General features: G+C 56.5%; 31 protein-coding genes. 9 read left to right on the forward strand and 22 right to left on the reverse strand.

From position 1 onward, the window contains the following. The first annotated feature begins 54 nt into the window (after nt 1-54). The 6 genes from ACTJJ7_RS06450 to ACTJJ7_RS06475 all read left to right on the forward strand — a co-directional run bounded on the left by ACTJJ7_RS06450 (nt 55) and on the right by ACTJJ7_RS06475 (nt 5,155). Entirely contained in the window at nt 55-1,287 is a 1,233-nt protein-coding gene (locus ACTJJ7_RS06450; protein WP_440966282.1) for an ABC transporter substrate-binding protein, read from the forward strand. Between the two features lie 36 nt (nt 1,288-1,323). Beyond that, complete coding sequence (locus tag ACTJJ7_RS06455; RefSeq protein ID WP_105734848.1) at nt 1,324-2,286, forward strand: YVTN family beta-propeller repeat protein; 963 nt, start codon at nt 1,324-1,326, stop codon at nt 2,284-2,286. A gap of 30 nt (nt 2,287-2,316) precedes the next feature. Continuing rightward, nucleotides 2,317-2,811 carry a hypothetical protein gene (locus tag ACTJJ7_RS06460; RefSeq protein ID WP_440966098.1) on the forward strand — a complete coding sequence of 165 codons (495 nt, stop codon included), beginning with the start codon at nt 2,317-2,319 and terminating at the stop codon, nt 2,809-2,811. A gap of 72 nt (nt 2,812-2,883) precedes the next feature. Beyond that, entirely contained in the window at nt 2,884-3,672 is a 789-nt protein-coding gene (locus ACTJJ7_RS06465; protein ID WP_440966100.1) for an ATP-binding cassette domain-containing protein, read from the forward strand. Nucleotides 3,673-3,728: 56 nt separating this feature from the next. Further along, nucleotides 3,729-4,532 (forward strand): ABC transporter permease, encoded by an 804-nt coding sequence (locus tag ACTJJ7_RS06470; protein WP_440966284.1) that lies wholly within the window; start codon nt 3,729-3,731, stop codon nt 4,530-4,532. Further along, entirely contained in the window at nt 4,529-5,155 is a 627-nt protein-coding gene (locus ACTJJ7_RS06475) for a hypothetical protein (RefSeq protein ID WP_105734844.1), read from the forward strand. Before ACTJJ7_RS06470 ends, ACTJJ7_RS06475 begins: the two co-directional genes overlap by 4 nt. A 3-nt stretch (nt 5,156-5,158) precedes the next feature. On the opposite strand, the gene pqqE is transcribed toward ACTJJ7_RS06475, so the two are convergent. The 9 genes from pqqE to xoxF5 form a co-directional block, all read right to left on the reverse strand. Then, nucleotides 5,159-6,283: a pyrroloquinoline quinone biosynthesis protein PqqE gene (gene pqqE / locus ACTJJ7_RS06480; RefSeq protein WP_440966102.1), complete on the reverse strand. Its 1,125-nt coding sequence runs from the start codon at nt 6,281-6,283 to the stop codon at nt 5,159-5,161. Next, nucleotides 6,280-6,579 carry a pyrroloquinoline quinone biosynthesis peptide chaperone PqqD gene (gene pqqD / locus ACTJJ7_RS06485; RefSeq protein WP_440966104.1) on the reverse strand — a complete coding sequence of 100 codons (300 nt, stop codon included), beginning with the start codon at nt 6,577-6,579 and terminating at the stop codon, nt 6,280-6,282. Before pqqD ends, pqqE begins: the two co-directional genes overlap by 4 nt. Beyond that, entirely contained in the window at nt 6,576-7,331 is a 756-nt protein-coding gene (gene pqqC / locus ACTJJ7_RS06490; protein ID WP_440966106.1) for a pyrroloquinoline-quinone synthase PqqC, read from the reverse strand. Before pqqC ends, pqqD begins: the two co-directional genes overlap by 4 nt. Continuing rightward, nucleotides 7,328-8,266: a pyrroloquinoline quinone biosynthesis protein PqqB gene (gene pqqB / locus ACTJJ7_RS06495; RefSeq protein WP_440966108.1), complete on the reverse strand. Its 939-nt coding sequence runs from the start codon at nt 8,264-8,266 to the stop codon at nt 7,328-7,330. The genes pqqC and pqqB overlap by 4 nt, the downstream gene beginning before the upstream one ends. A gap of 69 nt (nt 8,267-8,335) precedes the next feature. Continuing rightward, a complete protein-coding gene (locus ACTJJ7_RS06500; RefSeq protein ID WP_105734839.1) occupies nt 8,336-8,431 on the reverse strand; it encodes a pyrroloquinoline quinone precursor peptide PqqA in 96 nt (31 codons plus the stop codon). Between the two features lie 77 nt (nt 8,432-8,508). Next, entirely contained in the window at nt 8,509-9,018 is a 510-nt protein-coding gene (locus ACTJJ7_RS06505; protein ID WP_440966111.1) for a PQQ-dependent catabolism-associated CXXCW motif protein, read from the reverse strand. 49 nt (nt 9,019-9,067) lie between these two features. After that, nucleotides 9,068-9,928, reverse strand: a complete 861-nt coding sequence (locus ACTJJ7_RS06510) for a substrate-binding domain-containing protein (RefSeq protein ID WP_440966113.1) — start codon at nt 9,926-9,928, stop codon at nt 9,068-9,070. Between the two features lies 1 nt (nt 9,929). Next, on the reverse strand, nt 9,930-10,454 hold the full coding sequence (locus tag ACTJJ7_RS06515; protein WP_105734837.1) for a c-type cytochrome, methanol metabolism-related: 525 nt from the start codon (nt 10,452-10,454) through the stop codon (nt 9,930-9,932). Between the two features lie 146 nt (nt 10,455-10,600). Then, nucleotides 10,601-12,406, reverse strand: a complete 1,806-nt coding sequence (gene xoxF5, locus ACTJJ7_RS06520) for a lanthanide-dependent methanol dehydrogenase XoxF5 (protein WP_105734836.1) — start codon at nt 12,404-12,406, stop codon at nt 10,601-10,603. A gap of 473 nt (nt 12,407-12,879) precedes the next feature. Between xoxF5 and ACTJJ7_RS06525 the strand changes: the two genes are divergently transcribed. Then, nucleotides 12,880-13,230, forward strand: a complete 351-nt coding sequence (locus tag ACTJJ7_RS06525) for a hypothetical protein (protein WP_105735030.1) — start codon at nt 12,880-12,882, stop codon at nt 13,228-13,230. 17 nt (nt 13,231-13,247) lie between these two features. On the opposite strand, the gene ACTJJ7_RS06530 is transcribed toward ACTJJ7_RS06525, so the two are convergent. The 6 genes from ACTJJ7_RS06530 to ACTJJ7_RS06555 all read right to left on the reverse strand — a co-directional run bounded on the left by ACTJJ7_RS06530 (nt 13,248) and on the right by ACTJJ7_RS06555 (nt 17,911). After that, a complete protein-coding gene (locus ACTJJ7_RS06530; RefSeq protein WP_440966115.1) occupies nt 13,248-14,099 on the reverse strand; it encodes a quinoprotein dehydrogenase-associated SoxYZ-like carrier in 852 nt (283 codons plus the stop codon). Nucleotides 14,100-14,194: 95 nt separating this feature from the next. Beyond that, nucleotides 14,195-15,154 (reverse strand): quinoprotein relay system zinc metallohydrolase 2, encoded by a 960-nt coding sequence (locus ACTJJ7_RS06535; RefSeq protein ID WP_440966117.1) that lies wholly within the window; start codon nt 15,152-15,154, stop codon nt 14,195-14,197. Continuing rightward, on the reverse strand, nt 15,151-15,906 hold the full coding sequence (locus tag ACTJJ7_RS06540; protein WP_105734834.1) for an ABC transporter ATP-binding protein: 756 nt from the start codon (nt 15,904-15,906) through the stop codon (nt 15,151-15,153). The genes ACTJJ7_RS06535 and ACTJJ7_RS06540 overlap by 4 nt, the downstream gene beginning before the upstream one ends. After that, nucleotides 15,869-16,600, reverse strand: coding sequence for an ABC transporter permease (locus ACTJJ7_RS06545; protein ID WP_440966119.1), 732 nt, complete (start codon nt 16,598-16,600; stop codon nt 15,869-15,871). Before ACTJJ7_RS06545 ends, ACTJJ7_RS06540 begins: the two co-directional genes overlap by 38 nt. Before the next feature lie 81 nt (nt 16,601-16,681). Then, nucleotides 16,682-17,635, reverse strand: a complete 954-nt coding sequence (locus tag ACTJJ7_RS06550) for an ABC transporter substrate-binding protein (RefSeq protein ID WP_130272484.1) — start codon at nt 17,633-17,635, stop codon at nt 16,682-16,684. A 66-nt stretch (nt 17,636-17,701) separates the two neighbouring features. Further along, a complete protein-coding gene (locus ACTJJ7_RS06555) occupies nt 17,702-17,911 on the reverse strand; it encodes a hypothetical protein (RefSeq protein WP_105734831.1) in 210 nt (69 codons plus the stop codon). A 113-nt stretch (nt 17,912-18,024) separates the two neighbouring features. Here ACTJJ7_RS06555 and ACTJJ7_RS06560 point away from each other — a divergent pair, with 113 nt between their 5' ends. Beyond that, complete coding sequence (locus tag ACTJJ7_RS06560; RefSeq protein WP_440966122.1) at nt 18,025-18,240, forward strand: hypothetical protein; 216 nt, start codon at nt 18,025-18,027, stop codon at nt 18,238-18,240. Nucleotides 18,241-18,269: 29 nt separating this feature from the next. Beyond that, on the forward strand, nt 18,270-18,659 hold the full coding sequence (locus ACTJJ7_RS06565) for a c-type cytochrome (protein WP_105734829.1): 390 nt from the start codon (nt 18,270-18,272) through the stop codon (nt 18,657-18,659). A gap of 39 nt (nt 18,660-18,698) precedes the next feature. Here the strand turns inward: ACTJJ7_RS06565 and ACTJJ7_RS06570 are convergent, their stop codons facing one another. From ACTJJ7_RS06570 to tkt, 7 genes are read right to left on the reverse strand one after another with little or no spacing between them, the layout of a single operon-like run. Further along, nucleotides 18,699-19,256, reverse strand: a complete 558-nt coding sequence (locus ACTJJ7_RS06570) for a thioredoxin family protein (protein WP_105734828.1) — start codon at nt 19,254-19,256, stop codon at nt 18,699-18,701. A 15-nt stretch (nt 19,257-19,271) separates the two neighbouring features. After that, nucleotides 19,272-19,961 (reverse strand): ribulose-phosphate 3-epimerase, encoded by a 690-nt coding sequence (gene rpe, locus ACTJJ7_RS06575; protein WP_105734827.1) that lies wholly within the window; start codon nt 19,959-19,961, stop codon nt 19,272-19,274. Then, nucleotides 19,958-20,896, reverse strand: a complete 939-nt coding sequence (gene cbbX / locus ACTJJ7_RS06580) for a CbbX protein (protein WP_440966125.1) — start codon at nt 20,894-20,896, stop codon at nt 19,958-19,960. The genes rpe and cbbX overlap by 4 nt, the downstream gene beginning before the upstream one ends. After that, entirely contained in the window at nt 20,889-21,308 is a 420-nt protein-coding gene (locus tag ACTJJ7_RS06585; RefSeq protein ID WP_130272487.1) for a ribulose bisphosphate carboxylase small subunit, read from the reverse strand. The genes cbbX and ACTJJ7_RS06585 overlap by 8 nt, the downstream gene beginning before the upstream one ends. 10 nt (nt 21,309-21,318) lie before the next feature. Beyond that, a complete protein-coding gene (locus ACTJJ7_RS06590) occupies nt 21,319-22,779 on the reverse strand; it encodes a form I ribulose bisphosphate carboxylase large subunit (RefSeq protein WP_105734824.1) in 1,461 nt (486 codons plus the stop codon). 29 nt (nt 22,780-22,808) lie between these two features. Then, nucleotides 22,809-23,888 carry a class II fructose-bisphosphate aldolase gene (gene fba, locus ACTJJ7_RS06595; protein ID WP_105734823.1) on the reverse strand — a complete coding sequence of 360 codons (1,080 nt, stop codon included), beginning with the start codon at nt 23,886-23,888 and terminating at the stop codon, nt 22,809-22,811. Between the two features lie 2 nt (nt 23,889-23,890). Continuing rightward, nucleotides 23,891-25,915 (reverse strand): transketolase, encoded by a 2,025-nt coding sequence (tkt, locus tag ACTJJ7_RS06600; RefSeq protein ID WP_440966128.1) that lies wholly within the window; start codon nt 25,913-25,915, stop codon nt 23,891-23,893. Between the last annotated feature and the right edge of the window lie 6 nt (nt 25,916-25,921).

Consider the following 25,921-nt stretch of genomic DNA (forward strand, 5'->3'; position numbering starts at 1 on the left):
CTGTTCTTAACCCACCGCCATTACTTGAATGGCGGCAGTATGAATGGTTTGGTCATGAAGAGTACGGTGCCAATTACTCTCACGTTTTTATTCGGCTTTTTTTTGCTGTTCGTCAACGTGTCTGAGTTATCGGCGCAGCAGCCGGCAGCAAATCAATCAGCAAAGCCTGGGGTAGACGCACGCATCGGCTATCTTCGCGCCTACGAACCGCAATTGGCCCTTTCGGTTCTGGATATACCGCCGCGCGATGAAGGTGTCGCCGGTGCGAACGTCGCGATTAGCGACAACAACACGACAGGCAAGTTTCTCGGCCAGCAATTCACGCTCGATGTCACGGAAACAAAATTCAACGCCGATGTGATTCCGGCGTTCAAGGAGATGGTTGCGCGCGGCGATCGCTTCGTCCTTGCGGATGTTTCCGCCAAGCAATTGTTGTCCATAGCGGATATCGCAAAGGATGCAGGTGTGCTGCTTTTCAACATTGGCGCGACCGATGACATTTTGCGCGAGGAGGAATGCCGTCCGAATGTCTTTCATACGGCACCGACCCGCAGCATGCTTGCAGACGGGCTGGCGCAATATCTTGTCTGGAAACAATGGCGCAAATGGGTACTGCTCTACGGCTCCCACGAGAATGACAAGCTTTATGCTGACGCCATCCGGCGTGCTGCGAGCCGCTTTGGCGCAACAATTGTTGAAGAACGCCTGTACGAAGACCGGGGCACGGCACGCAGGACCGACAGTGGCGTCGTCCTTGTGCAGCAGCAGATGCCGGTTTTCACACAAAACCTGCCCGAACATGACGTCCTCATTGTTGCTGATGAAAGTGAAGTCTTTGGCAGCTATGTTCCCTACAGGACATGGACGCCACGGCCGGTGGTGGGAACCGCTGGCCTCGTAGCCTCGAGCTGGCATCCCGCAAGCGAACAATGGGGCGGCGTTCAGATCCAGAGCCGTTTCGTCAAGATGGCCGGACGGCGCATGCTGTCGAAAGACATGCAGGCATGGACCGCCGTGCGCATCCTGGGCGAAGCAATCACCCGGACAAAGAGCGCCGAGACCAAACAGGTCGAGGATTACATCAAATCCGATGAATTCTCCATCGCGGCTTTCAAGGGCCAGAAGCTCACCTTCCGCAATTGGAACTGGCAATTGCGGCAGCCGATCCTGATTGGCGACGGACACGGCGTCGTTTCGACATCACCGCAAGCGGGATTCCTGCACCAGTTCTCGGAGCTGGATACGCTGGGTGTCGACAGGCCAGAAACCAAATGCAGGCTCAAATAAACGATAAACCGATGGGAGGACTGGATGCGACATCACATGTGCCTACTTGCTGCGGCCGCAGCGCTGCCGTTTCTTGCGCAACCCGGCTGGGCAAACATGGTTTATGTTTCCAATGAGAAGGGCAATTCGATTACCGTCGTTGATTCCACATCAATGGAAGTGGTGAAGACCATCGAAGTCGGGCAACGCCCGCGCGGCATCACGATCTCGCCGGACGGGAAAATAGTCTATGTCTGTGCCAGTGATGACGACACCGTGCAAATGATTGATACGAGCACCGGCAAGATTGTCGGTACTTTGCCTTCCGGTCCGGATCCCGAACTTTTCATCCTGTCCCCTGATGGCAAGACGCTTTATGTGGCCAATGAGAACGATAATCTCGTCACCGTCATCAATGTGGAAACACGGGCAGTCGTTGCGGAAATCCCTGTTGGCGTGGAGCCGGAGGGCATGGGCGTGAGCCCCGATGGCAAGACCATCGTCAATACGTCGGAAACGACCAACATGGCGCATTTCATCGACACATCCACGCACGAGATCACCGATAATGTGCTTGTCGATTCGCGCCCGCGTTACGCCCAATTCAAGCCAGACGGTTCGGAAGTGTGGGTATCGGCAGAGATTGGTGGCACCGTCTCTGTCATTGACAACAAGACACGCGCGGTAAAGCACAAGATTACCTTCGACATTCAGGGGTTGCGCTCAGAACAGATCCAGCCGGTCGGTATACGCATCAGCGCAGACGGCAAGAAAGCCTATGTGGCACTTGGCCCCGCCAACCGGGTTGCCGTCATCAATGCCGAGACTTACGAGGTGGAAAAATATGTTCTGGTGGGGCAGCGGGTCTGGCAGCTTGCTTTCATGCCGGACGGCAAAACCATCATCAGCACCAACGGCCTGTCCAACGATATTACATTCATCGACACCGCGACGGATGAGCCGATCAAGTCGGTCACCGTGGGCCAGTTGCCGTGGGGTGTTGCGGTCGCGCCGAACTAGACAAGATCATCGACCAAAGGGAGGAACCATATGTCGACTTTCAAAAGATTTGCACTGGCGGGATTTCTTGGACTGGCGCTTGCCCCATCCTTCGCCTTGGCACAGGCAGATGACGACGACGACAAAGCAGCAGCTGAGCCAAAGGCCGCGACCGAAGCCAAGACACCTGCGGTCACCCGCTCCAGCAAGAACCTGCCGGAACTCATCCTTGGCTCAAAAGACAGCGACTTCACGGTCAACCAAAAGGATTTTGAGCTGGTGGCCGGACAAGGCTATCGCTGGAAGATTACGTCGGCCGCAGGGCTGGAGTATAAATTCGTCACCGACCTCTTCCGCAATGTCTGGATGAATCAAATCGTCATCAACAACCTCGAAGTGCATATGAACGGCGCTCCCGCCTGGCTTGAATTCGACTCCCCGGGTACAATGAGTGTTCAATTCACCACAGTACGTCCAGGCAAATACACCTGGTCGGTGCCTGATCTTGCTGAGAAAGGAATGAAGGGGACAATTACCATCAAATAAGCGCTAACATCAGCGAGCGCGGCAACTGCAGCGGGTAACCAAGGGTGGAGCTTGATGGGTCCGGATGTTGAGTTGAAAACTGTTCATGACAAGCCGGCAACGGATGCGAGTGTGCCGGCGCTGGAACTTGCCGCAGTCAGTTATGCCTATGGCAGGCGACAGGCGCTGGACAATATCTCGTTCTCAATTGCGCCCGGTCGTTTTGCCGTGCTCCTGGGTTTGAACGGTGCGGGCAAGACGACGCTGTTTTCCCTGATCAGCCATCTTTTTGCCACCCGCAATGGCCGCATCCACGTCTTCGGCAACGACATCGATCGCAGATCCGGCGAAGCATTGCGGCGCCTGGGAATTGTCTTTCAGGCCCGCACACTCGATCTCGACCTGACGATACACCAGAATCTGGCCTATCACGCTTCTCTGCATGGGATCGGGTCGCGCGAAACCGATCGGCGCATTCATGAGCTGATGCAATCAATCGACATGAGCGACCGGTTGCATGAAAAAGCCCGCAGCCTTTCCGGCGGCCAGATCAGACGTGTCGAAATCATTCGCGCCTTGTTGCATCAGCCATCCCTGTTGCTGCTGGACGAGGCAACCGTCGGACTTGATATCAAATCGCGGGCGACAATCCTTGCCGATATTCGCAGGCTGGTAGCGGAAAAGAGTATCAGCGTCCTGTGGGCCACCCATCTGATCGACGAGGTCAGCCACGCCGATCAGATCATTGTCCTCAATCAGGGTAAGCTGGTCGCCAATGGCACGACGCAGGATGTCATCAAGGATACGGGCGCCGACACCATGAACGAAGCGTTCTCACGCCTCACCGGTATCATCTCTTTGAATGCCGGAGGCCGTCTATGACCGATATCCCCGGCAACATTTCCATCAGGAGCAGTGGGCACAACCGCTTTGGCCCCATGCAATATCTGGTGTGCCTCAAGGGTATTCTCGTGCGGGAAGGGCTTCGCTATCTGCATCAACGCGAGCGCTTCATTTCATCGCTTGTCCGGCCCCTGCTCTGGCTGTTCATTTTTGCAGCAGGCTTCCGTCAGGTTCTCGGCGTCTCAATCATCCCGCCTTATCAAACCTACGTACTTTATGAGGTCTATATCACGCCGGGCCTATGCGGGATGATCCTGCTGTTCAGCGGCATGCAGTCCTCGCTGTCCATGGTCTATGACAGGGAGATGGGCAATATGCGCACCCTGCTGGTCAGCCCGTTTCCCCGCTGGTTCCTGCTCATGTCCAAGCTGCTCGCCGGTGTCGCGGTCTCGATTGTGCAAGTCTATGCGTTCCTGTTCATCGCCTGGTTCTGGGGCGTCAAGGCGCCGGCGTCCGGCTACGTCTTGACGCTGCCGGCGCTCTTCATCGCAGGTATGATGCTGGGTGCGCTCGGCATGCTGCTCTCATCCATGATCAAACAGTTGGAAAACTTTGCGGGGATCATGAACTTCGTGATCTTTCCGATGTATTTCGCCTCCTCCGCGCTTTATCCGCTCTGGCGCGTGCAGGAGGCCAGTCCCCTGCTTTACAAGATATGCCTGCTCAATCCCTTTACCTATGCCGTCGAACTGGTGCGGTTCGCCTTCTATGGGAAGATCGAATGGATGTCTCTTGCCGTCGTCTGCGGATTCACTCTCGTGTTCATTGCCGGCGCTATCATCGCCTATGATCCCTCGAGAGGCCTCGTCATCAAGAAACAAGAGGGAGGAAACAATTGAGACACTGTCGCATTATCGCAACCAGTCTTCTCATCTGCACCGCTTCGGCCGGAGGGTCTTTTGGCGCGGCGCAGAATGATCCGAGCTGGCCCTGCGTGCAGCGCAAGGTGCCCGAATTATCTGTTGGTCAGGTTTGGAATGGCCCCGATATTCCCGACTCCGCGAAGGGCTGGGACAACGATGCTGCAATCCATGCTCTGGTCGATGATTTGGCGGCGCGCCGCAATCCGCTCGATACAGCTCAGACCAGAATCGTCGAATTTGCCAATGGCCTGCCGAGGGATCAGGTGAATGACAAGATGTTGCTGCTGTTCCAGGGTCTGTTTGACACCCTGAACCGCGAGCGGATACAGGTCATCTCCGGTATTTCACGCTATGCCGGCAAACAGCGCGAAATGGCAAATGATCTGCGCACGGAAGCTGCCAGGGTCGATGCCATGCGAGGCAAACCTGATACAGACCCGGATGATCTGGACCGGGCCAATGAGCGGTTGACCTGGGAAACGCGGATATTCCAAGAACGCGTGCAGTCCCTGACCTATGTCTGTGAGGTGCCGACAATCATCGAACAGAGGCTTTACAGCCTGTCCAAGACCATCAGCCAATCCATGCTCAAGCAATAGCCTTCAGGCAACAGGCCCGGCAGTCTTGCCAATACGGCGATAGATGAAGCCATCTGCTGCCGCGTCCGGGGATTTTGCTGTCACGGCTTCGTCGATCAGCGCGGCCATCCGCGCGTGCAACGGTGATTTGATGCAGGCGGGGTCAGTCGCGGCGGCATCCCCCGCGATTGCCATGGCCTGACAGCGGCAGCCGCCCCAATCTATTTCCTGCCGTTCGCAGCTGCGGCACGGCTCCTGCATCCAGTCTGTCCCGCGAAACGCATTGAACGCCGGGGATTCATGCCAGATGCGACTGAGGCTCCACGCGCCGAAGCGTTCGAAATGCAGCGATTTGATCGATGCGGCCGCGTGGCACGGCAATACTGTTCCATCCGGTGCAACCATGAAGGCATCCCGCGCCCATCCCCCCATGCACGGCTTGGGATATACAGCGAAATAATCGGGTGTGACGAAGTCAATCGTCATGATACCGCGAAGCCGCTCCTGTGCTTCCTCAACGATCTGCACCTGCCGTTCGACAGCTTCCCGCTCGGGCATCAGAACCTTGCGATTGACAAGTGCCCAGCCCGCATATTGCACGTTGGCAATCTCGAGCCGTTCCGCGCCAAGCTCAAGCGCCAGGTCAATGAAATCCGGCACCTCTTCCATGTTATGGCGGTGTATGGGGGCATTGATGGTCAGTGGAAGACCGGCAGCGCGAACGCGACGGGCCGTTTCGAGCTTCTTTTCGTGCGCGCCGCGAGCGTTGCCGATCTTCTCGGTCGTGGCAGCAAAGGCGCCCTGAAAACTCAGTTGGATATGATCGAGCCCGGCATCAGCGAGGGCCTCGATACGCCCCTCGGCAATCCCGACCCCGGCCGTGATCAGATTGGTGTAAACACCGCGTTTGGCCAGACCGGCGACGAGTTCGGCAAGATCGGTGCGCAGCGTCGGTTCGCCGCCAGACAGATGCACCTGGAGGACTCCGAGATCCGCTGCCTGGTCGAACAGGGCAAGCCAGCTGACCGTATCCATCTCGCGGTTGGCCTTGAGCAATTCAACCGGGTTGGAGCAGTAGGCACATTGCAAGGGGCAGCGGTGGGTCAGCTCCGCCAGCATGCCAATCGGAGGAAGCACAGGGCTCATCATAGCGACACCAGGAACTTGTCGGACCACTCCTGCAGAAAGGCGCTGATGTCAGGTGCGATTTCTTCCTGCTCCGCGGCGTACTGATCGGCAAGAAGCGCAATCATCTGTGCCACATTGTGCCGGCCATTGCACAGTCGCAAAATGTCGAGACTGACTTCGTTCGGCCAGAATATTTTTTCCGGCGACAGCAGCGCCCAAGCTTCACGCACACCATCATATTGCAGCCGCACATGACGCTTCAAAACAGGCCGCGACTGCATCGATACGATAGCGCGTGAGCGGACAGCTGCTGTCATATTGCCTCCGGAACAAAGGCACCGGGCGGGATATTGCCCTTCTCACCATAAGCATGCGCCAACGCATCCAGCATCGCCCAGAGGATATCGCATTTGAAGACAAGCGCGTCGATCACCGACTGCTGCTTCTCGGCATTGTCGGCATGTTTCATCACATAGGCGAGTGCAAAATCGGAATCGCGCGATGCAAGCGCCGGACGTTTGTCGAAATAGGCGAGAATGTCCGCGGTGATATAGTCATATTTCGCCAGCATCGCCGGAACGCGCTCGCCAATGATGACGGGCGAGAACAGCTCCGTCAGCGATGACGCGACGGCTTCGAGCATTGTCCGGTTTGTGCAGTATGACAGATAGGCACCCACGGCAAAACGTGTACCCGGCAGCACGAATTTCTCACTTTTGACCATACCGGCATCAAGTCCGAGACCCGTTGCGAGCTTCAGCCAGCGTGCAATACCACCGCTCCAGCCGTCGCCGCCATCATGGTCTTCAATCCGTTTGCGCCATTCGGCGCGGAACGTTGGATCGTCCGACCGCATGATGATGGCAGCATCCTTGCGCGGAATGACCGATTGGTAGGCATAACGATTGAGAGCCCAGGCCTGCATCTGGCCCTTGCTCAGAGCGCCACTCGTCATCTGGTGGTGGAACGGATGCCGGTTGTGATAGCGCGCAGCACCCACGTCACGCAGAACGTTTTCAAGCTGGGCCGGAGATAACCCACCACGTGCCGCATCGCCAAATTCGCTCAAAGTCTGACCTCCATGCCATCGAATGCTATTTCCCAGCCGGCCGCGACAACCGCGGCGTGCTCGGCCGATGCGGCGTCAAGGACGGGATTGGTGTTGTTGATGTGAACGTAAATCCTGTTGCCGATGCCAAGTTCTGCCAGAGCAGCCAGCGACCCGTTTTCACCTGAAATGGAAACATGCCCCATCCGCGCGCCGGTCTTTGAACCGACGCCTGCCGCAACCATTTCGTCGTCGGTGTACAGAGTGCCATCAAAGAGCAGGCAATCGGCCCGCTGCAATCTCGACGTGAGTACCGCATCGATGCGGGCACAACCCGGGACGTAGAATGCTGCCCGTTCGCTGCCCCTTGAGGAAATGCAAAGGCCGATCGTGTCGCCTTCCTGCGTACCGAAACCTTCACCCGCTTTGCTGTGATCCTCAAGAAACAGTGCCACCTTGCCGGGTACAGCAAAGGCTTCAACCGAAATTCCTGTTGGGATTTTTGCGACGTCAAGAATATCGGTTCGTCCGCCGGCCGTCAGTTCGCGCCGGTCAACAAGCGCCCGATCAAGCACGTTGAAAATGGAATTGGCCTCAAGCACATCGAGAACACGCCGCGTCGCATAAATCACGAATGGCTCGCGCTCGCGCAAGCTGAGCAATCCGGCAATGTGATCGACATCGGCATTGGTCAGGACCACTGCGCGTATCGGCGTCGAGCGCAAGCGCCCGTTCTCCTGTGGCTGAAGTTCCGGTGTTGCCGCGATCTGCTGACGAATATCAGGCGACGCATTGAAGAGAACCCAGTCCGTTCCATTCGAGCTGACGGCAAGACTGGACTGCGTGCGGGAACGCACGTTTTCATCGCCGTTCCATGCGCGGCGGCTCAATTGATAATTGCAATTCCATTGGGGAAACCCGCCGCCAGCCGCCGAGCCGATTATTTTCAATCGCATTGCACACAATACCCCAACAGACCGGAATCCGCCCCGCGTGATTGGCTCACGCAGGGCGAAGACTGGAGATTACTTCTTTGTCTTCAGTTCAGCAGGCATGTAACGCGTCAGTTCCATACCAGCAGCAACCTGACACATGGTCGGCTTTGTCCAAGTTTTCTTCATGCTAGCCTCCTTCTATCCAAAGATCACCGCAGTGATCTTTCTCCGCCACCATACGCCATCATGGCGCAGGATCTAAATTAATAGGGTTCATTTTTTTGTGTGGCCTGCCCCGCCGCGATCCAGCCGTCCGTGCCGAGCGGGTACCAGAATACGGAACGATATCCCCATTCGACTGCTCTTTTGGCGGCATTCCACGACATCCAGCAATTCTCCATACAATAGAACAATACCCTTCGATTTTTCTCACGCCCGAGACGCGATTCCAGTCCCTTGCGAAAATAGGCTTCCGTCTCCTTGTTCAAAATTCCGTATCCCGTGTTTGCGAGCCAGATGCTCCCGGGAATGTCCTCCCGCGTCTTGTCTCGCCATATGGTTCCGGCCGGAAGATTTGCCGGTTTGGGATCATGCGGGAGCACGTCGACAAAAACGGTTTCCTTGTCTTTCCACAGAGCGATGGCCTCATCCGTCGTTACCACTCTTGCTCCCTTCAGCGTGGCCGGAACTGGAGCCCGGTACATCTCTGTCCGGTATCCCGCAGGTTCAGGCGCATTTCCTTCCGCACCAGCCAGATTGACACCCGTGTTCATCAAAAGGACTGCAGAGACAAAACAGATCGGCGCTGCGGCGCTCCACAGGCTATTGGGTGATCGGCTTGTCATTTTCGTCTATCAGCGGCACATGGTATTCGCCCAGAATCCGATTGATCTCCGGCTGGTTCTCCTTGATGACCTTGTTCAATGTCCGCTTCCATTCCTGATCGGACGGACGCACACCCATGGTGATCCGGTAAGCCATATGTCCGGACTTTTCCTTTGCCAGCGAGACAACCGCCAGATCCGGATTGATCTCATGCGCATAATAGCCCGCCATCGGTCCCCAAAGGATTGCCACATCTATCGTGCCCTTCATAAGATCCTTGATCATCACGTCAGCCATGGACGGTGCGAGGCGTGTGTCCACCATCAAAGGATAGGGAACAACGCTGCGCATATACCCGGCCTTGGCAAGATTGGCAGCCGGCGGCGTTCCCGCGACCACACCGATCTTCTTGCCTGCCAACGTCTTGTCCTCGATCGACACCACATCGTCGAGACCGGCTCCTTTCCTGTAGACCATGACATAGGTGGAGCGATAATAGGCATTGGTATTCTGCACCAGATCATCGCCTTGGGCGTATCCCATGATGATATCGCAATGGTTGGACCGCAGTGTATTGCGAACGAAGCCGGTCGCCATGGGATACCAGGTGTAGGCCACCGACTTCCGTCCGGTTTTGGCTGCAACCAGTTCAGCCAGCTTGTTTTCAAATCCTTTCCCGCTTTGGTCGGAAAACGGCATATTCGACGGGTCTGCGCACACGCGCAGTATATCCGGATCAACAAGCTCACCGGCAGCTCCCAAGCCGGCGCTCTGCGCCAGGGCAGCCGACGGCACAGCGAGCATCGCCGCAATGAAGGCTGCGATCCGGTATTGGCGGAAGTTCGCGCGCTGCATCATCTCATCCACCCATGCATGAATCTTCCGCCTGTTTGGCGGCCGCCGACTTGTCTTCATGCTTTGCAGGACGCCCACGCGGAAGATCCCCGACGGCACGTGCCCGCAGATAGACGTAGAGATCGTCCATGTAGCAATAAACGTTCTTGTTGTCGCCGAAGGCCGGCATCACCTTGTCGTTGCCGTTCGACAGATTCTTCCGGCCTCCCGCCACTGTCGACAGGAAATCGGCATAGGACATTGTCTTGAGCGATTCGGCGAGAACCGGCGCGAAGGACGACCCCGCACCGTCTGCTCCATGGCAGACATTGCATTCCGAATTGAACCGCCGGTAACCACTATAGGTATGCCAATCAACAGTTCCATCCGGTTGTATCTTGAATGTCGGATTTCCGTCCTTGTCGGCGTATTTGCCATTGTCGTCGGAAGCAACCGCTGCTGCGGCCTTGTCATCGGCACGGCTGCTGCCCTGCCCTATCAGGAGAGCAAGAGTGGCAGTGACGGCCAGAAGGATTGTTCGAATCGGCATTCGGTAACCTCGCATTCGCGCGTCGGGCAACACCTGTTGGCGCCAGCTCAACGGTTATGATTGATCATCAGGTATCGGTCAGGTGACACGAGGGGCCCGGCCTGATTGAAACCGGGCGCCCTGTTCAAGTGTCTGCTCGCCCCGGTTTATTCGGGGACGGCGAAAACGGTCAGCTGACCGCCCAAAGCCGTATAGTCGGAGAGACCGGCATAACCGCCGACCGCGCCCAGACCATCCGTACCTTTTGTCAGGCCGGCAGCAAGACCAATGCCTGCCCAGCCGCCAACACCGGACAGAACGGCAATATATTGCTTGCCCTTGTGTTCGTAGGTGGTGACATTGCCGATAATGCCGGAAGGAGTCTTAAACTTGTACAGTTCCTTGCCGTTCTTATCGACTGCCTTCAGATAACCTTCAAGCGTACCGTAGAACACCACGTCGCCATCGGTTGCAAGCGCACCGGACCAGACCGAGAACTGCTCGGGTTTGGACCAGACGATTTCACCCTTTGCCGCATCCCAGGCAATGAAGTTGCCCATGCCGCCATGGCTGTTCGGAGCAGGATACATGGAAAGCGTTGCACCGATATATGGCTGACCGGCGGTATAGCTGACCTTGTAGGGCTCGTAATCCATGCAGACATGGTTTGTCGGGACGTAGAAGAGTTTCGTCTTCGGTGAATAGCTGGCAGGCTGCTGATCCTTGGTACCAAGTGCAGCAGGGCAAATACCGGTCGTGTTGACGTCTTCACCCTGTTTTGCCGTCGAATATTTGTCAACGACGACAGGACGGCCGTAGTCCTTGCTGTTCTTGTCCATCACAACTTCTGTTGCCCAGTTCACAGCCGGATCGTATTTCTTGGCGACCAGAAGTTCGCCGGTTGCACGGTCCAGAGTGTAGGCAAAGCCGTTGCGATCAAAATGCACCAGCACATTGCGATCCTTGCCGTCAATTTTGATGCCATCTGCAAGGATCATCTCATTGACGCCGTCATAATCCCACTCGTCATGCGGGGTCATCTGATACAGCCATTTCGCCATACCAGTGTCGGCATCACGGGCCATGATTGTCATGGACCATTTGTTGTCACCAGGACGCTGGCTGGGATTCCATGTGGATGGGTTACCCGTGCCATAATAGATGAGGTTCAATTTGGGATCATATGAATACCAACCCCATGTTGTTCCGCCACCGATCTTCCACTGGTCGCCTTCCCATGTCTTGGTGCTGGAATCTGCGCCAACCGGCTTACCGAGTTGGGTCGTCTTTTCCGGATCAATCAATGTGTCCTTGTCCGAACCAATTGACCATGCCCGCCAGGCCTGCTTGCCGTCTTTGATGTTATAGGCAGTCAAAGCACCGCGAACGCCGAACTCACCACCGGAAATACCGACGATGACTTTGTCCTTAACGACCATCGGAGCCGATGTGCCGGATTCGCCTTTACTGCCATCGGCAGCTTCACCATTCTTCACAGACCATTCGGGCTTGCCGGTTTTTGCATCGAGAGCCACGAGGGTTGTATCGGCCTGGTACAGGAAAATCTTGCCATCGCCATAAGCTACGCCGCGATTAACGGTATCGCAGCACATGATTGGAATAACATTAGGGTCCTGTTTGGGTTCATATTTCCACAGGATCTTGCCGTCATTGTTCAGGTCAAGCGCATAGACTGTATTCGGATAGGGCGCATGGACATACATGACATCCCCGATGATGAGCGGGCCACCTTCGTGACCACGCAGCACGCCAGTCGAAAACGTCCAGGCGACCTGAAGGTTCTTGACGTTGTCCTTGTTGATCTTATTGAGTTTTGAATATCGGGTGTTGGCATAATCGCCGGTCTGGATCGCCCAGTCCTTCGAATTGGAAATCAAGGCTTGCAGATCGTCATTGGCTAAAGCTCCTCCCGCCAATGAAAACGACAGAGTAAAGGTGGCCAACGCTCGCATTAAATTCTTGTGTACACGCATTATGAGTCCTCCCTAAGTTCACATTTATGAACCATCGGGCGGAGCCGTTTATCACAGCGGTCCGCTCCATTAGCTCACGCAAATGGGGAAGTATTTCCGGCAGCGTGTCACGACCTAAGCCAGGCGCGCAGAGGGCACCGTTACTGCCCACCCCGCTTGGCCTACGAAGACTGTCACCACTCCCTTGACGGTAACGTCCTTGAAGCCGGAAACAAGGTGACGATAGGAGAAAGATTTGCATTAGGCAAGCATGTTTATCAATTTATATTTTCTGCGTTGCAATATACATATCTTGCACCGCAGCATGTATCGCGATTCCCCATTTTATTCTACAATCTATATGATCATCATGATTTGATACTTTAATACTGGACAATTCTTGCCAATCAATATTACTATTTGTTATCCATTTGAAAACTGCGGCACCTCACCAGCGCGAAGGCAACGGTCCGATGGCAATATCAAAAGCCCTGCAATTATGCCTGTTAGCAACCGCAGCAATTGCATATTCTTCGCCGGCAAAATCGGCCGCGGATTACCCCACGCCAGCCCTTGCCGAGTACGTTTACGGCTGCATGAAGGCCAACGGAGAGAACCGGGATTCGCTGCAACGCTGTTCCTGTTCGATCGATGTCATTGCCTCTGTCATCTCCTATGATCACTATGTTGCCGCTGAAACATACAAATCAATGGGAATGGTTCCCGGCGAAAACGGCGCGCTCTTTCGCGAAAGCGCTCCGGCGAAAGCTTCCATCACCGAACTGAAACGCGCCCAGGCCGAAGCCGACATACGCTGCTTCTGAATCCTCAGTTCCCTTCATCACAAACTTGATGATTCAAGCGGCCATTCATCCTTGAATTGCTTGCCTTCCGTGTCGGCCGCTTCAACCTTGATATCCTCTCCCGGCTTCGCATCAAATTCGAAGCGGAAGTTCGGATCTTCCGAAATCGAAATTCCGCCTTCCATCGACATGATCAGCCGATTGCCCTGTGACACCGTCAATCCCTGAATGAAGTGCGCGGGGATGTAGTATCGGGTTATCTGGTCCATCTGCAGCCCGGAATTGTTGGGATGGCGGATCATCAGCTGCATTTCCGTCGCACGGGTCATTGGCTCCATACCGGATGTTTTCGACGAGAACACGCGCAGTTTCATTTTGCCCAGATTGGCGAGTGCTTCATCGGTGTTCTTCATGGCCGGCGCCGAGCATCCTCCCGATGCCTTGACGAAGGTCTCCGTCATATGAAGTTTGCCGTCCTCGGTTTCCGCGATGGCTCTTACATAGGAATAGGCATTCACACGCAATCGCGTTGCCAGATGGGTCACCCCGGCATCGGGACCGAACTTGAACACAGCAGCAACCGGCGATGGATTTTCATCCACGATCAAGGTCACGGCCTTGATGCGGCCAGTACCGGTATCGGTTTTGAAATGCAGATCAACCGGCACAATCGCAGCATCTTCGGCGCGCTTCGGCGCATCAATCCTCACAATGCCGTTTGCCGGTTCAATGGTTTTCTGTCCAAAGACATCACCTTTCAAACCGTTCCAGGTCGCGCTTTCGGGAGGCCCAGCATTTTGAGCCCATACGGGAAATGAAATAACCGCACCAACCAACACAAGAAGCGCAATGGCAACCATCCGGTTGCGCGGCTGTAATATCGCAAGCATCGTGTTCTGCCTCCACCAAGGATAATTTGGCGGTGCCCGGCTCTGTTATCTATATCACCCATCCGAGTGGTCTGGCAAATGCCAAGACCGCCCAATCATTCCCACTCGAGTTCAGCGAAAGCAGCTGTTGCGTTGCGCTGATTGTATTCGTCAAAGAGTTTCCAGTTCGCACGTTCGCGTTGCGCCGCTGACTTGACGGCATCCGACATCGGCACACCATCGGCAATGGCTTTGCGCATATCGCTCGCAAGCACATCGAAGTAACGACGCTCCGCTTCCAGTGCCTGCGGCCATGGTGATGGTATGGGTCCATGCCCGGGGACAGCAGATTTCGCCTTGATCCCGTTCAGAATATCCAGTTGCGCAATCCATCCAAGCAGCGATCCGTCCATCGTTGGCAGATGGCCGATAAAGCAGAGATCGCCGGTAAAAAAAGTATCGGTTTTGTGGTCAAAAACGGAAAGATCATTGTCCGTATGCGCTGGCTTCCATGCCTTCAAGGTGAGTTTACGGTTGCCAAGATCGAGCTCTTCCTCATCGCTTATGAGCTTGGTCGGCGGAACGATCCTGATGTCCGCCATCAGATCATCGCCCATCGCGTCCCTGTAACTCTGCAGATAGTAAGCCCCGCGGCTTTCCAAAGCGCGCGGCAAGTTGCGGTGACCGACGATGATTGCGTCGATAGAATCGAACGCAGCATTGCCGAAGATGTGGTCCGGGTGCATATGGGTGTTGATCAGATAGCGGATCGGCCTGTCGGTTCTGGCGCGAATGGCCTCGATCAAGGCCTTGCCTTCAACCACGCTGCCGCCACTGTCGATGACAGCGACCGCCTCGTCACCGATGATGAAACCGACATTGCAGATCTCGCCATCATTCTGATCGTTCATCATCGCAGGGATGCCTGCAAAGGCAAACACCCCGTCGGCAATCTGTTTCACCGGCAGCGGATCACCTGGCCGTGACTGAGCCAGCGCCAGACGCGCATGCGACATGCCGCAACAGGCAAAGACCATAGCTGTTTTAAGAACACCGCGCCGGGTCGTGCCGCTCATGGACCGGCACCTCCGTCCGAGAATTTTGCGTGGAACGAACGCAAGAGATCTGCCCTGACCTGTGCATTGCGGCTGTGTCGCGGCACCCTGATGTCGAAAGTTCCGACGACATGGGCAGGACGATCCGAGAAAACGATGATCCGGTCCGATAGCATGATTGCCTCCTGCACATTGTGGGTCACCATGAGCGCCGTCGTCGGACGTTCGGACCAGACCGACAGGAGCAGGTGACGCAACTGATCCGCCGTTGCTTCATCCAGTGAGACAAAGGGTTCATCCAGCAGAAGAATGTCTGGTTCGATTGCCAATGCCCGCGCGATTGCCGCGCGCCGCGCAAGGCCGAGAGACAACTCACCGGGATAGAACGTCCGCATTGCGGCCAGCCCCAAGATGCGGAACAGGGCATCGAGATTCGCGCCCCTCGACCGTTTCGGCAATGCAAGGCGCACGTTTTGCTCGACTGAACACCACGGCAACAAGATCGGTTCTTGAAACACGGCCCCGACACGCGGTTCGGCCAGCCCCGGCAACTCAACGGAACCGTCATAACTCCCTTCAAGCCCGAGCAATATGCGGAGTGTTGTCGTCTTGCCGCATCCGGAAGGACCGAGGATGCAGGCAAATTCGTTCTGCTCCACTTCGAAATGCAGATCGCGCAGAACATCGATCGCTTCGCCATTGGATGAACGAAACGATTTTTCCTGGATATCGACCTTAAGCCGGGCGACGCCAACGCGTTGATGTGTGTTCAAGGGGCTGTACCAATACAAGTTCGATGAAAAGCATCACGGCAATGAACGCCAGAGTGTAGGCGAGAATTGCAGCAACATCGAAGAGTTGAAAAAACAGGTTGATCTGGAAGCCGATGCCGTTCGACCGGCCCATGAGTTCGACAACAAGCACAATCTTCCAAATCAGCGAAACGCCGGAACGTGACGTTGCAGCGATGTAGGGTTGCAGCTGCGGTAACAGGATATGCCGCAAACGGTCGATTGCGCTGAACCGGTAAACCCGCGCCATCTCCGCATAACGCCCGTCGAGCGCCCGGGTCCCTTCGCGCATTGTCACGACCACATTGGGGATCTTGTTCAGGGCAACCGCACCAATCGCTGCCGCTTCGTTCAGGCCAAACCAGATATAGGCCAGGACGATGATGACGAGGGCCGGGATGTTCAGGAAGAGAATGAGCCAGGGATTGAAGAACTGGTCGGCTCGCCGGTGGGTGCCCAAGAAAACGCCGATCACGGATCCGATGATCATGGCAAGGAAGAACGAGGCTGCCACACGCCATAGCGTGATTGCCAAATGATAGGGTAAATCGCCGCTCGCGGTCTCGCTTGTGAACTTTTGCAGAACGAGCAGCGGCGCCGGAAAGGATCGGCTCGGCCAAAACGTAGCCCCGATATGCCAGAGGATCATGAGGACTGCAAAAGACAGCAAAACCATGACGGATGAGGTCCAGCGCCGTGACCGCGGTAACGGCGCTACCTCACGTGCTCCTCGCCGTTCGGTGGGGACCACAGACATCTATCGGGCCCTCCAGAACGTGCCGGGAGTCAGCGTGACCGCCGGACCGACCAGCTGGGGGCCACCGAGTTCCGCGAGAAGCGCATAGAGCTTTTCTGCGTCGGCCTGTTCGGCGTCGACGGATCGGGAGGGAATGCCTTCGCGATAGCGATCCCGCAATATATCGAGTTCGCGCCCTTCGGCCTTTACCACCGGCGCGAGCCGCTGCCATTCCGCATCAGAGCTGCCAAGAAGCGCCTTGGCGTCTCGGCTGGCCTTGATGAATCCCGCAATGGCCTCGGGATGGGCGTTTGCCCATTTGTCGTGAAATATGTAGCCAAGAGCTGATGCGGCACCCGTGGCGCCGAGCGCCTTGGCGGCATCGCTCGTGCTGATCACCCTGCGAAAGCCGTTGGCCTCCAGCCGCGCACAAAAATTCCAGAAATTCAGAACGGCATCGAGCTCATTCTGTTGCGCTTTCTCCGCAAGCAATGGCGGAGCGCCAAAGACAATGTCGTTTTGCGCCGCCAGATCGAGCGACTGACGTTTGGCAAGCCCCTGAATGAGCAGCCAGCTCTTGTCGAGAGGTCCGCCGGCAATGCCGATTTTCTTGCCTTTGAGATCCGTGAGACTTTTGATCGGCGAGCCATCTCGCACCATGAGTGCGCCGACAGAACTGGAATAGGGCACGAAAGCCAGGTCTTCGCCCGAGGCGCGTTGACGCGATACCCAAAGCCAATCGCTGACGATTATATCAACATCCCCAGCCAACATCGCGACATTGGTCGCCTCCTCGCCGGCAAAGAACCGGACATCGACATGCACACCATATTTCTCATCAAGCTTGTTGTGCTTGATCGTGTCGAGTTCCCAATTCACCGTGCCGAATTTGAGAACACCGACACGAACCGTTTCCGATGCCAGACCACTCGCCGTGCCGCTGCACACAATCGACAATGTGAATAGCAACGCCAAGAAAAATCGATATTGATATTTGCCCGTCACAAAACCTCCCTGACAGATCGCTGCCGGATTATCCGGTCATAAAGTCAACTCGTTGGTTGGATAGGCGCACTTCCAGCGCGCAACACGCAGTTTTGGATGTTCTCCAGCCCACTTTGCAATTTCAGCGGGAGCGAGGAACATACAATTGAGAAGATTGCCCTTGTTCTCAAAGTGCAGGCGTTCCTCCCGGCAGCTTGACGGGTTGGATATAAGACAGACTGTCAGGATAAGATCGATAACGTCCATTCAGCACCTTCAATCCGCTACCCCTCCCCGCCAATGCCTCGAATACACAAGGTGGATTGACTGGATCAGAAGCCATTCGACGGATTCCTCAAGGTGCCCGATGAGAAATATCGTTGCATCCAAATTACGGTTACCGCCCGCTGCCGTCAATCATGCGTTCCGCGGAAAACGCAATCGTGATGCTGCGGCGTTATTTCCGCAACCCGGCGATTGACTTATGCAATGTCGCGGGTAACGTTTTGGAACGCTATGATCAGTCGTTCTACAACAAAAAGATCAAGCAAAATGGTGGTGCCAATGCATGGAAATTGGTGCCAGTCTTCGTCTAGGGCACCCTTGGCGAAAATGAGGAAATGCCATGCGATACCCTGTACTACTGATTGGTATGTCAGTTGTAGTTCTGTCAGTTGCCGGTGCCCGCGCTCAAGATGCGGGTGATGCAACTGCAGGTGCAACAGTTTTCAAGAAATGTATGGCCTGCCACGTGGCAGACACCGACAAGAACAAGGTCGGGCCATCTCTGTTCGGACTGTTTGGGCGAACAGCCGGTACACATCCGGGATTCGGCTATTCTCCTGCGATGAAGGCAGCCGGTGCGGGCGGTCTTGTGTGGGACATTGCCAGCTTGCGCGACTATTTGCATGATCCGAAGGCCAAGGTTCCAGGCACCAAGATGGCCTTTCCCGGCCTGAAAGATGAGACGGAAATTACCAACCTCGAGGCCTATCTCAAACAATACTCGAAGTAACAGATTGCCGCCGGTCGGATCGCCGGCGGCATCACTCTGTCAGGGCGAATCGCGCCATTTGATGGAGCAGCCAACTGAGGCGATCTGTTCGCGTGGTCCGGTGCCCGATTGCGCAATCTGGCGCATTGCCTCGAACAAATCCCGGCGCAGGTCTGCGATCGCTTCCTGTTTGCGCGAGCCGTCCAGCCGCCCCCGGTATTGCAATTCACCCCTTGCGTTGAACCCGAAGAAATCCGGCGTGCAGACAGCACCATAGGCACGCGCAACCGCCTGGTCCGCATCGTGCAAATAGGGAAAGGGAAACGCATTCTCCCGGGAAAACCGCTGCATATTTTCATAGGAATCGGCGGGGTAAGCTGCTGCATCATTGGCATTGATGGCAACAAAGCCAACATCCAGTGCTGCGAGATCATGCGCGTCACGCACGATACGCCCGATGACGGCCTTCACATAGGGACAGTGATTGCAGATGAACGCGACGACAAGTCCATGCCGTCCAGCCTGAGCCAAGAGAGAGTGCCGTTGGCCGCCGGTCCCGATCAAGCTTGCATCGACAGCTCGCCAGCCGAAATCACAAAGGGGTGGGACTGCCGCCATTGATGTTTCCTCCTCTCAGGCTGCCTTCTGGTGCCTGGCGTCATCGGCAGCATGGCGGATGGCGGCGATATTGGCAGCGTAAGCAGCCTTGCTACCTCCCTTGAAAATCGCCGATCCGGCAACAAGAACATCGGCGCCGGCAGCCGCCACCAGAGGGGCGGTCTCCGGGGTGACACCGCCATCGATTTCGATATGGATCGGACGATCGCCGATAAGAGCTTTCAAGCGCCGTGTCTTTTCGATAACCGACGGGATGAATGCCTGTCCGCCGAACCCCGGATTGACCGTCATCAACAATACGAGGTCGAGGCGGTCCAGCACATATTCTATTGCCGTTTCAGGCGTAGACGGGTTGAGGGACACGCCTGCTTTCCTGCCGAGATTGCGAATGGTCTGCAGCGAGCGGTCCAGATGCGGCCCCGCTTCCGCATGAACGGTGATGAAGTCGCACCCGGCGTCGGCAAAGGCCGCGAGATAGGCATCTGCCGGTGCGATCATGAGATGGCAATCGAACACCGCTGCGGTCCGGCCGCGGATCGACTTTATGACTTGAGGACCGAAGGTGATGTTGGGAACGAAATGCCCATCCATCACATCAAGGTGCACCCAGTCTGCTCCAGCCTCGATGATATCCTCCACCTCTTCACCCAGCCTGGAAAAATCCGCGGACAGAACGGACGGCGCGATGAGCGTCTTGCGGTTCATGGCATTTGCCCCTCCGCAGGCGGCATTGAAAAGACACGGCTATTGCCGATATCGGCTGCAGTGATTGTCGACAAGGCGTCTGCGTTCAGCAACCCCTTTGATGTCTCAAACAAGCGATTGGCCTGCCGCAGACGTGCCCGATCGAGTGCGTTACGGATGGAACGGGCATTGGCAAAATGCGGTTGTTGCCGGCGCCGCTCAATATAGTCAGCCATGATTGCACGGCCTTCCGCATCGAAGCCATAATTCTGCTTCGCCAACATTGTCTCTGCAATGCGAAGCAATTCGTCGGAGCTGTAATCCGGAAAATCGATATGATGAGCAATACGGGAGCGAAAACCCGGATTGCTTTCGAAGAACTTGTCCATGCGATCCGTATAACCGGCCAGGATAACCACAAGATCTTCGCGCTGATTTTCCATCACCTGAAGCAGTATCTCAATGGCTTCCTGACCATAATCACGCTCGTTCTCCTGCCGGTGCAGATAGTAGGCTTCATCGATGAACAGCACGCCGCCCAAGGCTTTCTTCAATATCTCCTTGGTCTTCGGCGCGGTGTGGCCGATATACTGCCCGACCAGATCGTCGCGCGTCACCGAAACGAGGTGACCTTTGCGGATATAGCCGAGCCGGTGCAGAAGATCGGCCATACGCAGCGCCACCGTGGTCTTGCCTGTGCCCGGATTACCACTGAAACTCATGTGCAGCGTCGGCGTCTCATGGGCAAGCCCCATCCGCCGGCGCGCCCGTTCCACCAGCAGCAGAGCGGCAGTCTCCTTGATCCGCAGCTTAACCGGCTTCAGGCCGATCAAATCACGGTCGAGTTCATCGAGCACGTCTTTCACACCGGATTCAACATATTCAGCGCGCAGATCAATTGCAGCTGGAATGTCCTCGCTGGCACGCGCGAGCTCTTCGATCCCGATGTCAGCCATAACGTTGCCCCGCCGGCTTGTCCGTTGCGTAGGATCTCGTCGTGTACCGGACGACACGGCCTTCGCCTTCCTGACGCGCAAGATGGAAGCCGGGCTCTTCCTGCGGTCGATTGACGAGGAAGGACAATTTCACCGACTCCCAGCCATGCGAATTGTCGAACGCAACGAAGCGAATATAGCCATCGCCATAGACCTTGCGGCATTCCTTCAGTTCCATGATCAATGCGGCGGCATCCGGATTGTCGAACATCGGATGCCCCCACATCTCCCAATAGGTATTGCGCGGATGCGGATCATCGGTGAATTCAAGACTGACAGCCCAGCCATTGTCGATGCAATACTGCGTTTGCCGGGCGATCTGCTCGTCTGTCAGGTCGGGCAGGAACGAGAATGCTCCTTGGGTAATACGCATGTCGTTTCTCCTATTCGGCTGCTGTTGCCGTCGGAACGAAGTCCGGCGAGTCCGTTGAGGTATAGTTGAAAGAAACGTCCTTCCAGACTTCCAGCGCCTGCTGCAACGGCTGACAGCTGCGGGCCGCCATCCGCAGGATGTCCGGCCCCTCGCGCAGGATATCCCGGCCTTCATTGCGGGCGAGCACCATGCATTCGAGTGCAACACGGTTGGCAGTGGCTCCAGCCGCGATGCCGAGGGGGTGACCGATCGTACCGCCGCCGAACTGCAGAACGACATCTTCGCCGAGAAGATCCAGCAGCTGATGCATTTGACCGGCATGGATACCGCCAGACGCAACCGGCATCATCTTGTTGAGAGAAGCCCAGTGCTGATCGAAGAACACGCCGTTTTCAAGCCGCATCGGGTTGAAATCTTCACGGCAAATGTCGTAGTAGCCGCGCGTGGTTGCAGGGTCACCTTCGAGTTTGCCGACCACCGTTCCAGCGTGAATATGATCCACACCGGCGAGACGCATCCACTTGGCGATCACACGGAACGAGACACCGTGTGACTTCTGCCGTGTATAGGTGGAATGGCCGGCGCGATGCAGATGCAGGATCATGTCATTGCGACGCGCCCATTTGGCCATTGATTGGATTGCCGTATAGCCGATGACGAGATCGATCATGACGATGTTGGAGCCCAGCTCCTTGGCAAAATCGGCACGTTCGTACATGTCCTCCATCGTCGCCGCCGTGACGTTGAGGTAACTGCCCTTGATTTCGCCGGTGGCAGCCTGGGCCTTGTTGACGGCCTCCATGCAGTAAAGGAACCGTTCGCGCCAATGCATGAAGGGTTGCGAGTTGATGTTCTCGTCATCCTTGGTGAAATCCAGACCGCCTTTCAGCGCTTCATACACGACACGCCCGTAGTTGCGGCCGGACAATCCAAGCTTTGGCTTGACGGTCGCGCCAAGTAGCGGCCGGCCGAACTTGTCGAGGCGTTCGCGCTCGACAACAATACCTGTCGGCGGCCCCTGGAAGGTTTTGACATAGGCAACCGGCAGTCGCATGTCCTCCAGCCGCAAAGCCTTGAGCGGCTTGAATCCGAAGACATTGCCGATGATCGACGCCGTCAGATTGGAGATGGAACCGGGTTCGAAGAGATCCAGATCATAGGCAATGTAAGCGAAATATTGACCTTCGCCATTGGGAACGGGATCAACGCGATAGGCCTTGGCGCGATATTTTTCGGTTGCCGTCAGCCGGTCCGTCCACACCACCGTCCAGGTTGCAGTCGATGATTCACCGGCAACGGCGGCGGCAGCCTCGATCGGATCAACGCCATCCTGCGGCGTAATGCGAAAAAGCGCGATGATATCGGTGTCTTTCGGTTCATAATCGGGCTCCCAATAGCCCATCTTCTTGTATTCCATGACACCGGACCTGTAGCGGTCCTTTCCCGTGACCGTTTCCGACTTGTTTGACATGATAAGGTCCTTTCCGTTTCATTCGGGACTCAAGCAGCCTGCGCTGCGGCGATTTGTGGATCGAGCTTGCCAGCTGCATAGCGTTTGGCCATGTCATCGAGACCGACGACCTTGATTTTCAAGGCATGGCCTGCCGTGCCGAACCGCTCGAAGCGGTCCCGGCAGAGATCACGCATTGCATCCATGGCGGGTTTCAGGAACTTGCGCGGGTCAAACTCAGCCGGATTTTCGGCGGCTATCTTGCGGAATTGTCCGCTCATCGCCATCCGGCAATCCGTATCGATGTTCACTTTCCGCACGCCATGGCGAATGCCCCGCTCGATTTCCTCCACGGGTACGCCATAGGTTTGCGGCATCTCGCCGCCATACCGGTTGATGATGTCCTGCAAGGGTTGCGGGACGGATGACGAACCATGCATGACCAGATGCGTGTTCGGCAGTTTGCGGTGGATCTCCTCGATCACACCCATCGCCAGAATGTCACCGTCAGGCGCGCGGGTGAACTTGTAGGCGCCATGCGAAGTGCCGCAGGCTATTGCGAGTGCATCCACTTTTGTGCGCAGCACAAAATCGACCGCCTGGTCCGGATCTGTCAGCAGTTGATCATGGCTCAGCACACCGCTTGCGCCGTGCCCGTCCTCGGCCTCCGCCTCGCCGCTTTCCAGCGATCCCAGCACACCGAGTTCACCTTCCACAGAAACGCCAAGCCAGTGGGCAATGGATGTGACCCGCTTGGTGATCCCGACATTGTATTCGTAAGATGCAGGGGTCGCCGCATCCGCTTCGAGCGAACCGTCCATCATCACCGACGTGAACCCATGCCGGATCGCCGTCATGCAGGTGGCTTCGTCATTGCCGTGATCCTGATGCAGGCAGACAGGAATGGCTGGGTACAATTCCACCAGCGCGTCGATCATCCGCGCCAGCATGACATCCTTGGCATAGGAGCGCGCGCCACGGGATGCCTGCAGAATAACCGGCGCCTCGCAGGCAGCAGCGGCTTCCATCACGGCAAGCCCCTGCTCCATATTATTGATGTTGAAGGCAGGAACGCCGTAGCCATGCTCAGCCGCGTGATCGAGCAGTTGTCGCAGTGTAATACGGGCCATCATCAATACTCCTTCTCGCTGATGAGCTTGCGTGCAGTGGCAACGATCTTTTCGGGCGTGATGCCGAAATGACGATAGAGGTCCGGCGCCGGCGCGCTGGCGCCAAAGCCGTGCATGCCGATGAATGCGCCCTTGTCACCGATCCAGCGGTCCCAGCCGAGACGTGCGGCCGCCTCGATAGCGATGCGCGGCGCCGCAGCCAGAACCGACCGGCGATAGGCCGGGGTCTGTGCCTCAAACAGTTCCCAGCAGGGCATGGAAACAACAGCCGCTACGATCTTGTGTTGCGCCCGCAGCATATCGGCAGCGGTACAGGCAATCTCGACCTCCGAGCCCGTGGCCAACAGAGTGACCGCACGCGGTTCGGCTGTTTCACGCAGGACGTAAGCGCCGCGGGCCGACCGGTTTTCGTCGGTATAACCAGGGCGCAGCATCGCAAGGTTCTGGCGGGACAATACGATGACGCTCGGACGGTCACTGTGTTTCAACGCCAGTTCCCAGCACTCCGCCGTCTCGATAATATCCGCCGGCCGGAATACGTTGATACCCGGTGTGGCACGCAGCATGGCAAGGTGTTCAATCGGCTGATGCGTCGGACCGTCCTCACCAAGACCGATCGAGTCATGGGTCATGACATAGACGACCTGCTGCCCCATCAAGGCGGAAAGGCGTATGGCTCCCCGTGCATAATCGGCGAAAGCCAGGAACGTACCGCCATACGGGATGAAACCTCCATGTAGCGCGAGGCCATTCATCGCGGCGGCCATGCCATGCTCGCGGATCCCATAGTGAATGTACCGGCCGGAAAAATCACCGGATGCAACAGCGCGCATACCGGGCGTTACGGTGAGGTTCGAATGCGTAAGATCAGCGGATCCGCCGATCGTGAGATCGGTAGCGGTGTTGACGACGCCAAGCACCATTTCGGAAGCCTTGCGCGTCGCGACCTTGGTGGCCTTCTCGATATGGTCGCGGCGAAACGCGGCAAGTTCTTCAAACACTGTTGCCGGCACCTGTTTCTGCGCCGCCAGCTTGAAGTCCTCACCAAGCGGCGATTTTGATACCCGCACCGACCAGTCGCGCCGTTCATCCGCACCCCGGCGGGCAACATCCCGCCATGTCTCAAGGATGTGCTCCGGGACGGTGAATGGCTCATGCGGCCAGTCCAATGCCAAGCGCGCATCAGCAATTTCCTCAGCACCCAGTGGCGCACCATGGGTCTTTTCAGTGCCCTGCAGATTGGGCGCCCCTTTTCCGATGATGGTGCGGCACGAGATCAACGAAGGCCGTCCAGAGGCCTTGGCATGGGCAATCGCCCCAGCAATTTCATCGAAGTCATGACCGTCGATGTCCTGCACGTCGAAGCCCGCGGCCTTGAAACGCACCAGCTGATCCGTAGACGTCGAGAGCGATGTTGACCCGTCGATGGAGATGGCATTGTTGTCCCAGAACACGATAAGCTTTGACAGGTTCAAATGACCTGCAAGATCAATCGCCTCCTGGCTGATACCTTCCTGCAGGCAGCCATCTCCCGCCATGACATAGGTATGATGATCAACGATATCCGCCCCAAATCGCGCGGCCTGCATGCGCTCGGCCAGCGCCATGCCGACCGCAGTGGCAATACCCTGCCCAAGCGGACCGGTGGTCATCTCGATGCCCTGTGCATGACCGTATTCCGGATGACCCGCGGTTTTTGCACCGATCTGGCGAAAACGCTGCAGTTCCTCAATGGGCATATCCGGATAGCCGACAAGATAATGCAGCGCATATTGCAGCATGGAGCCATGCCCTGCCGACAGGACAAACCGGTCACGGTCAGGCCACTGCGGGTGCAGCGGATCAAGTTTGATGAAACGCCTGAACAGCACGGTTGCGACATCCGCCATTCCCATCGGCATGCCTGGATGTCCGGAATTCGCCTTCTGGACGCTATCCATGACCAGAGTGCGGATTGCATTCGCCATGTCCCGTTCTGAAAGGATTTCGGTATCCGGCTTGTCTTGAAGCAGAGCTTGCGTGTTCATCGTCTT

The sequence above is a fragment of the Phyllobacterium sp. 22229 genome (assembly GCF_052056495.1).
GTDB lineage: Bacteria > Pseudomonadota > Alphaproteobacteria > Rhizobiales > Rhizobiaceae > Phyllobacterium > Phyllobacterium myrsinacearum.